Here is a 9,703-nt window from a genome sequence, read left to right on the forward strand (position 1 = left end):
TAATATCATACCTGTCGAAAGTTGTCAAACGTTTTTTAAAAGTTTTTTTGTTTTCGACATTTATTTCATCGGTCGTTGGCGACTTGATTATAATATCATCATAACTTCACAATGTCAACACTTTTAAATATATTTTTTTGAAAATATAAAAGGACCTAGTAGGCCCTTGATCTACTTAAATTAAGTTTTCAGGATTTAAGCATTCTAACTCTGGTAAAACAAATCGACCATTTTCCCTGATAAGAACATCATCAAAGTAGATTGATCCTCCACCATACTCTTCTCTTTGAATTAATACTAAATCCCAATGTATTGCTGAACGATTTCCATTATCTGCTTCTCCCTCATATGCTTGACCTGGAGTGAAATGTAAACTTCCATCAATCTTTTCATCAAACAAAATATCTCCCATTGGATGTTTAATAAGAGGATTCACACCAATTGCAAATTCTCCAACATAACGTGCCCCTTCATCCGTATTAAAGATCTCGTTCAATCGTTCAACATCATTATCTGCAGTTGCGTTTATGATTTTCCCATCTTTAAACTCTAATTTTACATTATTAAAGACAGTACCTTGATATGGACTTGGGGTATTATATTGGATTATACCATTTACACTTTCTCGCACTGGTGCGGTAAATACCTCTCCATCCGGAATATTACAATCACCTGCACAAGGAATTGCTTGTAATCCTTTAATTGAAAAAGTTAAATCTGTACCTGGTCCTGTGATATGGACTTTATCAGTTCTTTCCATTAATGCCTTGAGATTCTTCATTGCTTCATTCATCTTTGAGTAATCAACTAGACATACATCTAAAAGAAAATCTTCAAATTGCTCCAAACTCATTTTAGCTTTTTGCGCTAAAGAAGGTGTTGGATAATTTAATAAAACCCATTGTTTTGTATTAACAATCAAATTGGATACTGGTCTTCCGACTCTTGCTTGCATAACTTTAATTTCTGTAGGTACATCACTGTATTCTGAATCATTTTCATCTGCAAACACGGAAATAAATGCATCAATATCTTTATATTTTTCAAGATTCCATCCAGTTACTTTCTCCATTCTTTCTTCTGTATTCCCTAAAGATAATTCACGACCAATCTCATCATCTAAGATTTCTGTATGTGGATAGGCTCCAATACGATATGTATGTTTAATTAATTCTTTAATTAATGGTTTTGCTAAAATATTTCCTTTAATTAGGACGTGTTGTCCCGCTTCTACTTTATTAGAATACTCTAATAATGTTTTAGCTAATTTTTCTAATCTTGGATCACGCATGTTCTCACTCACCTTTTCAATAATCGATTCTTATATACGTAGTACCAATGTTCTGCAAAACCAGGTGCAAATGGCCCACGTCGTGTTTCAATCATATTTATAAGAATATCTAATTGTTGCTTAATAATTTCTTGAACCTCTAATGAATATCCCATTTCATTACTATGTTTGTGATATTCATCCTCATCTAAAATCCTATAACTTAAATCCGGAAAAACTTTTACATCTAAATCATAATCTATATATTTAATCGTTTGTTGATCGTAAACAAATGGGGAACTTAAATTACAATAGAAGTAAACCCCATCCTTACGAAGCATACATAAAACATTAAACCAATATTGGGTATAGAAATAGCAGACTGCTGGCTCTCGTGTATACCACGTTCTCCCATCAGCTTCCATAACTAATGTTTTATTATTTGCCCCAATTACAACTTCATCTGAAATATCTAAAATTGTAGTTTCATGCCATATTCTATGAATTTTAGAGTTATGTTTATAACTATGTATTTCAACTGTTTGACCAATTTCTGGATAATTCACCTCTCATCCCTTCTTTCCCTACATTTCATTTTTCCCTATTAATGTATTATTTTACCATAAATATTAGCATCAATCATAGACTAAAGGTAAGAAGTTATTTTTTTATACAAAAATGGTACAGATTCAAATGCATAGATTTTTTCAACGCACTTTCCTTTTTTATGAATCATTATGCAAGGCACTGACATTATTTCAAGGTCAATCGCCATATCCCCATAGTAATTTAAGTTTATTTGTGTCATGTTAAGATCCGGCATGGCTGCTTTAATTACTTGTAACATTTTTTTTGCAACATGACATGTCCCACATGTTGGAGTATAGGCTAATGTAATCACTAAGCACTCCTGTTTCCAAATCTCTTTTAGACTTTCATAGTCTACATTCATTAAGTTTTGATTTATTTTTTCCATGATGTTTCATACACCGCTTCTTTGAATCCTAGCGTCACTTTTTCGTTATCGAATGCCAGTGGACGTTTTACTAGCATTCCATCGCTTGCTAATAATTCATAGCACTCTTCTTCGCTCATAGTTGAAAGTTTATCTTTTAAGCCTAATTCACGGTATTTCATTCCACTTGTGTTAAAGAACTTTTTAATTGGTTCTCCCGATTTTAGATGTAATTGTTTGATTTCTTCTTTAGATAATGGTTCTTCTACAATATGACGGATTTCTGCCTCTACATTGTTATCTTTTAACCACTTTACTGCTTTTTTACATGTTGTACATTTTGGATAAATTAAAATATTCATATTATTTCCTCCTTTTTCTATAATTATATCTAAGATTTAATACCATGTCAGTTATTATAACCTATGCTTTTAATTTAACAAAAAAACGATCTTTTAAAGATCGTTTTTTCGTTTTGATGTAGTTTGTAGTCGTGTTGATTAGTTTTTAATAGTGTTATTATTTTGTTTGTCCTAATTGTTGTTGAGCCATCGCTACTAATCGTTTAGTGATTTCTCCACCAACTGAACCATTTTGACGAGCTGTTGTATCTGCTCCTAATTGAACACCAAATTCATTAGCAATCTCTGCTTTCATGTTATCGATTGCTGCTTGTGCTCCTGGTACGACTAATTTATTGCTATTTGATTGGTTTGACATGTTTGTCACCTCCTGACAATCTTAATATGTGTAGTTTCGACAAATTAATACATAACATTTGTTTTTATTTGAAAATAGTTTATTAAAAATATAAAAAGAGGAGAATCGAGTTCTCCCCTTTATTGTGCATATATTTTTGAATAACTATTTTGTTTGTCCTAATTGTTGTTGAGCCATCGCTACTAATCGTTTAGTGATTTCTCCACCAACTGAACCATTTTGACGAGCTGTTGTATCTGCTCCTAATTGAACACCAAATTCATTAGCAATCTCTGCTTTCATGTTATCGATTGCTGCTTGTGCTCCTGGTACGACTAATTTATTGCTATTTGATTGGTTTGACATGTTTGTCACCTCCTGACAATCTTAATATGTGTAGTTTCGACAAACATATACAATCCGTTCGACATTTTTTCGAAGTTTTTAAATATTTTATTATTTTAAGTCAGAAATAGAAATGGCTTTATTTTTTACCTCAGTCGGTATTTGAATAATTTCATTTGAATTTAATAGATTAACCGATAAATTAAAATACATTGCTTCAACCTCTTCACTTGGAAGTTGCAAAAATAAATTGGGATAATCACGTGCTAAGTTTCTAATTAACTCTTGAATTCCATTACTATAGCTCACATCCATTTGTGTGATCTGTTGTTCTTGCTTATTTATTGTTATTCTATAGTTTACACTCTTTGCTTTTTGTATTAATTGATCAAGATTAATATCATTAGAGATATTTAACACATTACTTATTAGTTGTTTTGTTAAAAAGTCTGCGCGAGATAGTGGAAGTCTCAATTCTACTATCTGATTTTGCTCTCTATCATCTATTATTTCTATCCAATCATCTGAATTTTGAAATTTAGACTTTTTGAAAAGTTTAGGAATCTTTTGAAATATAGTTAATGAGCCATTTGATATTTCTTTAAACCACTGTCCATGATTTATATTCATATAATTTATTTTTGAATTTAGGTCAATATACTGAGTTAATTCTGCTGTCATCGGTGAAACACCTTTGCCATTTAACTTCATTAAATAAGTCATATATAAAACTGAATCATCTGACTTCTGTGAAAATCCCCCATCCCCTACCACACTCATTTCATATCCTAAAATATTATATTCACTATTTAATTCAACAGCGTATCCATTTTGATGAAGTGTATTTTTAACAACGGATTCTAGAAATTGGAGTTCACGATAGTTGTTGTAGCGATCGGTTTTTGTAATCCAATATCCACAAGCTATTGATATAATCAGTACGGTGATGAATACGATGAGATGGTTTCTTTTCATGACTTCTTATTTTCTCCTTTTTGTTTATTTTACCATATTAAATAAGTTTGTCAGATGATTGTTTTTTTTGAGTTTATTCGTTATAATGTCTACCGAAAGGTCGGTGAGTGTTATGAAAAAGATCTTAGGTTGTATCCGAAAAGCAGATCGAGATTTTTCTTTAATCGAAGATGGTGATAAAATCGCTGTTGGGGTAAGTGGTGGAAAAGATAGTATGGCGTTATTATACGCTCTACATTTATATCAAAAGTTTGCTCCTGTTAAGTTTGAGTTAGTGGGGATTACGTTAAAGCTAGGTTTCCCTGGGATGGATTTTAATCCTGTTGTGGAATTCTGTGAGAAACATGGAATTGAGTATCATTTAGTCGATACTGAAGTTTATGAAATCTTAAAGTTAAATGGAACTCCAGATGGAAAGATTCCTTGTTCATTATGCTCTAAGTTCAAGAAGGCTATCTTAATTAAGAAAGGCACTGAGCTTGGATGTAATAAGATTTCGATGGCGCATCATGCTGATGATGCAGTTGAGACGTTAGTCATGAATACAATTTACAACGGGTTCTTATCAACATTCAAACCAAAAATGTACTTAGATCGTACAGACGTAACGTTTATTCGTCCACTTGTTTATTGCTATGAAGATGATATTATTGCGGCAGCAAATCGTCATGTTCCTATTGTGCCAAGTACTTGCCCTATGGATAAGCACACAAGTCGCGAAGATGTGAAGCAATTATTAAAGAAATTATATGCTGAGTTCCCAATGGCAAAACAAAATATGTTAAATGCATTATCTAATGGAGATCGTGTTTCATTATTTAATGATTTCAATGATAAAGAATAAGTGTCGTGATTTCACGACACTTATTTTAATGTAAGCTTTTGAATGCCTTGTTTTGTATAAATAACTAGTTTATGTTCTTCATAAAAAAGATAATCTACTTGCTCTAGTTTATAAAATTGATGATTTTCTAATTGTGTCATTAACCACTCTTCATTCTTCCCTAAGCTTTGAAGTGCCTTAGGTTTGATTTGTCCTGAAATAACGAGTGCTAATGGGAAAGTTTTAGTTGGTAATTTCTTTTCAAAGATAGTGAGTTTCCCATTTTTCTCAATAATTCCGTACTGAACGTCTTCCGGAGCTACTATGTTTTGTCCACGAAGTAGCATCATAAAGTCATCGAGATCAATACGGAGTTTTTTTAATTCACCGTAATCGACGCTTCCATTTTTAATGACCATCGATGGTTCGCCTTCAACAACATCACGTGCTTTGGGATGATTAATCTGAATTTTAGCCATTATAATTTGAAGAGCAACGATAACTAGTACACCACCGAGTGCATCTAACCAGTATTGTTCTTCAACAATTCCACCTGCTGCGACATTGGCAATTAAAATATTGATAACAACATCTACCGTACTTAGTTGGTTAACTTCACGTTTACCCATGATTTTATAACATATGAGTAGGACCACATAAAATAAGGCGGCTAATAATAAAGATAGCAACACTTGCAACATAAAAAAATCCCCTTCAGAAAAGTTTAACTTTTTCTATTATGGGGATTTTTTTTTATTATATACAAACTCCGCGATGGTAATGTCCTTTTGTGTAATCATCTGAGTTCTTGTACTGGGCAAGCCAGTCAGAATCAACTTTACCTGTTTGAAGGGCTGTTTGGTAAGCATGAATTGCTTGGGTCATAGTTGCTTCGTTTTCATTTGTGAATTCTAAGCGGAAACTTTGAACACCCATCTTTTGTAATTCTGATAAGAATTCGATGAGAATCAGGTGTTGTGAGTTGAAGATTTCTGTGATGCAGTTTCCAGTGCGAAGTAATGGTAAGATTTTATTTTTGCGGTCACGTAGGCCGAATGGTGTGCTTAAGCACATGCGACAGAATTCTTGTTGATTTAAAAGTTTGACTGGGCAGTGCTTTGTAATCATCATTGGAATACGTGTGTAGACAATCATTTCTGTTGGAAGTGGAGATTGTTTAACGAGTCCACGTAATTGTTTTTGGTTAATTTCATAAGATAATGTGACTTGTGATACACCTAGTTGTTTTAAAGCTTGGATACTTTGAACGTTATTTGTGTTAAAAGCAAAGTCTGTTAGGAAAGTATAACCTTTGTTTTGTAGGGCGTGATACATTCCGTATTCACCAAGCATGATGGTTTGAAGTGGTAAGCTTTCGATGATTTGTGTTGCTTGCTCGATTTCAGAGTCATCAATGATACGTGGCAGTTGAGGAATGATGGTTACGCCGTGTGCTGCTCCTAGTTCAACTGCCTTTTTCAGTGTTTTGATATCCTTATAATAGATGGTTTCAATGTTGTGGTTAAGGACAGTTTGTAGCTGTTTGATGTTTCGGACACTAACTGTGAGTTGTGGGGTGATGGTTGTTGTGTCTAAGTTAGAAACGGTTGGTTGGATTTCTCGACGTTGGCGACCGGCATGATGTTGCGTACGATTTTTTTCAAGCTTTTCTAATAGTTCACGTCGGATTTTGTTAATGATTGAAATAGGCATGGTAATACCTTCATCCATATTAATATTGATGTATGCAAACGAGAATGCGGTACTTCCTGTTTTTTCAAGTTGTTGTTTTAAACGATCTTGACTTAATGGGGTGTTCGTTGCTGTTTCAAACACTTCTTCTGTTTCAACTGTGACCATGTTTGAGTCATTATCCCAGGCCATGATTTTTAATGGTTCACCTAGTTTGGCACTCACTTCACCATAGATATCAATTTTAGGAACTGATTTTTCTGTTACTTCAACGCGTTTAGCTAAAGAAACGGATGTTGTTTTATAAACTTTCATGCCTTTTGATACTGGGAATGGTGCATCTAAATCAACGTTACCTGGATTCGCAAGTTTCACATCATTTCCTTTAACAAACATTTTTTGAACTTGTAATCCTTGATCTTTGCTGTTTAATCCGACGAAGCGTAAGCCGTCTCCAACTTCGAGTGGTGATTTAAGATTAATCGTAACTCGTTTTCCTTTGACATTAACAACTTCTCCGATTAAGATTCCTTTGTGATTTGGACGATCGGCGCTCATCCAATTGAGACCTTTGTCTCCAAATAAGAATCCTTTCGTAAATCCACGACTAAAAATTTGATCCATGTCTGCATGAGTTTGTTTTGAGATTTTAACTCGGCGGGTTTCTACATATTGATCGATAGCTTCACGATAAGCTTTAACAACTGTCGCGACATATTCTGGTTTTTTTAGACGTCCTTCGATTTTAAATGAAGTGACTCCCGCTTCGATAAGTTCCCCAATTTCATCAATGGTTTTTAAGTCTTTAGGACTTAATAGAAAGTCTCCGACATTTGAATCAAGTGTTTCTCCACTTGATAAATCGACAAGTTCGTATGGAAGGCGACATGTTTGAGCACAGGCTCCACGGTTTCCGCTTCGAGCACCAATCATACTACTCATTAAACATTGTCCTGAATAACAAACACAAAGAGCTCCGTGAACAAATACTTCCAAGTCAATGTCCACTGCCTGTTTCATGGCTTTAATTTCTTCTAATGTATTTTCACGTGCGACAACAACGCGGTCTGCTCCAAATTGTTTAGCAAATTCGACACCTTTTGTGTTATGAAGTGTCATTTGGGTACTAAAGTGGAGTTCAAAGTCTGGATACATTTGTTTGACTAAGTGAGCAACCCCGATATCTTGAACGATGATAGCATCGACATCATTTAAATATAGAAAGTGAATATATTCTTTTAATGCTTCTAATTCTTGATCAAAGATGGTTGTATTAACAGTAACATAGACTTTAACGTTATGTAGATGGCTAAATTTAATGACTTCGATTAGTTCTTCATTTGTAAATGCTGCTTCTTTTCGTGCTCCAAAGGCTGCTCCACCTACATAGATGGCATCAGCTCCGTTTGTAACGGCCGCTAATAATCCTTCACGATGACCAACTGGTGCTAATAATTCAATAGTTGACATTTAATCCGCTCCATTTTTCATAATTTCTTTCATTGTAACATACTTAGGATAGTCGACCAATGACCAATTTTTTAGATTTTTTATAATTTCATGGTTATAACTACATAAATTTTGTAAAAAAATATTTAATGGGCAAGTTTAATATTGTAATGACCTGTCGCATATTATAAAATGTTGTAGTTTAAGATACTAACACTATTTTAGAAACTAGGTGAAGATGATGAGTAAGGAAACTGTAAATCTTAATCAAGAAAAAGTTAAACAAAAGAAACCTAAGAAAAAGTATGGGTGCTTAAAAGGTGTTTTAATTTTTATATTAGTTTTATTACTTTTAGGTGGGGCTGTTTACGGAGCTGCCCATGTGATGTTATCTCGAATCAATCGTGAAGAATTAGAAGATTTAAATGTTTCTCAAGAAGTTTTAGATTTGAAAAAGGGAATGGGTGTCATGAATATTGCTTTATTTGGAGTCGATTCACGCGATGATGCTTACACAAATACTCGTTCTGATGCGATGATGGTCTTCTCATTCAATAGCAAGACAAATCAAGCTTATTTAACATCAGTTGTTCGTGATACATTTGCTTATATTAATGAAGATCATGGGTTTGAGAAAATTAATCATGCTTATGCTTATGGTGGACCAACACTCGCTGTTCAAGCTATTAACCAAAACTTTGATTTAGACATTCAAAAATATGTTACTGTAAATTTTAACGCAGTTGAATATATTATTAATAAACTTGGTGGGGTCGAAGTCGATGTACAAGATTATGAACTTCAAGAGTTAAATCGTGTCATTGCTGAGATGAATGTCGAAGTTAGTGGTGAAGAAGCAAACTTACTTGAAGGTACAGGGTTACAAACGTTAAATGGTCGTCAAGCAGTCGCTTATATGCGTATTCGTAAAGTAGGAAACGGGGACTATGAACGTATGGAACGTCAACGTCGAGTGATTACATTAGTCGCACAAAAAGCCTTCTCGTATAATAAGGTCAAATTACTTGGATTAATGAATGATTTCTTACCGTATATTCAAACTAATTTAACAACAAATGAAATTATTGCACTGGGAACTCAATTATTATTAAGTGGTGAGCGTGAAATCGAACAAGTTCAGTTACCACAAACAGAATTAAGTTATGGAGAAAAGTTAAGTGATGGACTATACTACTTAGTACCAACGACATTAGAGGAAAATGTAATTGAGTGGCACGATAAAGTTTATGGAACTGATCGCTATACCCCAACCAGTGGTGTGATGAATATTAATCAAAAAATTATTAATTATACTGGATTGTATTAATTCGAAAGCTCATAAGGATCAATGTATTCTTATGAGCTTTTTATTTAGGCTCTTTGTCAACTGGTGTGGGTGAAGAAATTTTATAGGCTCTTTGTCAACTGGTGTGGGTGAAGAAATTTTATACCTGTAATCGTGAGGGATTAAGCTGCTCATTGAGCAGTTTGATTC

The 9,703-nt window shown here is 33.7% G+C and carries 11 protein-coding genes; 2 read left to right on the forward strand and 9 right to left on the reverse strand.

What is annotated here, in order from left to right; genetic code table 11:
• Positions 1-175: 175 nt before the first annotated feature.
• The 7 genes from NEH75_RS10365 to NEH75_RS10395 all read right to left on the reverse strand — a co-directional run bounded on the left by NEH75_RS10365 (position 176) and on the right by NEH75_RS10395 (position 4,244).
• Positions 176-1,291: an aminopeptidase gene (locus tag NEH75_RS10365; protein WP_055277346.1), complete on the reverse strand. Its 1,116-nt coding sequence runs from the start codon at positions 1,289-1,291 to the stop codon at positions 176-178.
• An 8-nt stretch (positions 1,292-1,299) separates the two neighbouring features.
• Positions 1,300-1,836, reverse strand: coding sequence for a DUF402 domain-containing protein (locus tag NEH75_RS10370; RefSeq protein ID WP_055277344.1), 537 nt, complete (start codon positions 1,834-1,836; stop codon positions 1,300-1,302).
• A gap of 80 nt (positions 1,837-1,916) precedes the next feature.
• Complete coding sequence (locus NEH75_RS10375; RefSeq protein ID WP_055277342.1) at positions 1,917-2,246, reverse strand: thioredoxin family protein; 330 nt, start codon at positions 2,244-2,246, stop codon at positions 1,917-1,919.
• The gene (locus NEH75_RS10380; RefSeq protein WP_055244863.1) at positions 2,234-2,587 is read right to left on the reverse strand and encodes an arsenate reductase family protein; all 354 of its coding nucleotides are present in this window, start codon (positions 2,585-2,587) and stop codon (positions 2,234-2,236) included. Before NEH75_RS10380 ends, NEH75_RS10375 begins: the two co-directional genes overlap by 13 nt.
• Positions 2,588-2,744: 157 nt before the next feature.
• Complete coding sequence (locus NEH75_RS10385; RefSeq protein ID WP_055244865.1) at positions 2,745-2,945, reverse strand: alpha/beta-type small acid-soluble spore protein; 201 nt, start codon at positions 2,943-2,945, stop codon at positions 2,745-2,747.
• 144 nt (positions 2,946-3,089) lie between these two features.
• Positions 3,090-3,290: an alpha/beta-type small acid-soluble spore protein gene (locus NEH75_RS10390; RefSeq protein WP_055244865.1), complete on the reverse strand. Its 201-nt coding sequence runs from the start codon at positions 3,288-3,290 to the stop codon at positions 3,090-3,092.
• Positions 3,291-3,380: 90 nt separating this feature from the next.
• The gene (locus NEH75_RS10395; RefSeq protein ID WP_055305789.1) at positions 3,381-4,244 is read right to left on the reverse strand and encodes a hypothetical protein; all 864 of its coding nucleotides are present in this window, start codon (positions 4,242-4,244) and stop codon (positions 3,381-3,383) included.
• A gap of 112 nt (positions 4,245-4,356) precedes the next feature.
• Between NEH75_RS10395 and NEH75_RS10400 the strand changes: the two genes are divergently transcribed.
• Positions 4,357-5,088, forward strand: coding sequence for an ATP-binding protein (locus tag NEH75_RS10400; RefSeq protein ID WP_055244868.1), 732 nt, complete (start codon positions 4,357-4,359; stop codon positions 5,086-5,088).
• Between the two features lie 20 nt (positions 5,089-5,108).
• Here the strand turns inward: NEH75_RS10400 and NEH75_RS10405 are convergent, their stop codons facing one another.
• Complete coding sequence (locus NEH75_RS10405) at positions 5,109-5,768, reverse strand: DUF421 domain-containing protein (RefSeq protein WP_055244870.1); 660 nt, start codon at positions 5,766-5,768, stop codon at positions 5,109-5,111.
• A 55-nt stretch (positions 5,769-5,823) separates the two neighbouring features.
• Positions 5,824-8,229, reverse strand: coding sequence for a DUF3656 domain-containing U32 family peptidase (locus tag NEH75_RS10410; protein ID WP_055244872.1), 2,406 nt, complete (start codon positions 8,227-8,229; stop codon positions 5,824-5,826).
• A gap of 220 nt (positions 8,230-8,449) precedes the next feature.
• Here NEH75_RS10410 and NEH75_RS10415 point away from each other — a divergent pair, with 220 nt between their 5' ends.
• Positions 8,450-9,535 (forward strand): LCP family protein, encoded by a 1,086-nt coding sequence (locus tag NEH75_RS10415; protein WP_055244874.1) that lies wholly within the window; start codon positions 8,450-8,452, stop codon positions 9,533-9,535.
• The last annotated feature ends 168 nt before the right edge of the window (positions 9,536-9,703 follow it).

This window comes from Turicibacter sp. T129 (genome assembly GCF_025594975.1).
In the GTDB taxonomy this organism is placed as follows: domain Bacteria; phylum Bacillota_I; class Bacilli_A; order MOL361; family Turicibacteraceae; genus Turicibacter; species Turicibacter bilis.

What these genes read in the sequence shown, in the direction of transcription:
- NEH75_RS10365 (WP_055277346.1), bottom strand. Translation starts at nt 1,291, where the DNA reads ATGCGTGATCCAAGATTAGAAAAATTAGCTAAAACATTATTAGAGTAT.
- NEH75_RS10375 (WP_055277342.1), bottom strand. Translation starts at nt 2,246, where the DNA reads ATGGAAAAAATAAATCAAAACTTAATGAATGTAGACTATGAAAGTCTA.
- NEH75_RS10400 (WP_055244868.1), top strand. Translation starts at nt 4,357, where the DNA reads ATGAAAAAGATCTTAGGTTGTATCCGAAAAGCAGATCGAGATTTTTCT.
- NEH75_RS10380 (WP_055244863.1), bottom strand. Translation starts at nt 2,587, where the DNA reads ATGAATATTTTAATTTATCCAAAATGTACAACATGTAAAAAAGCAGTA.
- NEH75_RS10410 (WP_055244872.1), bottom strand. Translation starts at nt 8,229, where the DNA reads ATGTCAACTATTGAATTATTAGCACCAGTTGGTCATCGTGAAGGATTA.
- NEH75_RS10405 (WP_055244870.1), bottom strand. Translation starts at nt 5,768, where the DNA reads ATGTTGCAAGTGTTGCTATCTTTATTATTAGCCGCCTTATTTTATGTG.
- NEH75_RS10395 (WP_055305789.1), bottom strand. Translation starts at nt 4,244, where the DNA reads ATGAAAAGAAACCATCTCATCGTATTCATCACCGTACTGATTATATCA.
- NEH75_RS10415 (WP_055244874.1), top strand. Translation starts at nt 8,450, where the DNA reads ATGAGTAAGGAAACTGTAAATCTTAATCAAGAAAAAGTTAAACAAAAG.
- NEH75_RS10385 (WP_055244865.1), bottom strand. Translation starts at nt 2,945, where the DNA reads ATGTCAAACCAATCAAATAGCAATAAATTAGTCGTACCAGGAGCACAA.
- NEH75_RS10390 (WP_055244865.1), bottom strand. Translation starts at nt 3,290, where the DNA reads ATGTCAAACCAATCAAATAGCAATAAATTAGTCGTACCAGGAGCACAA.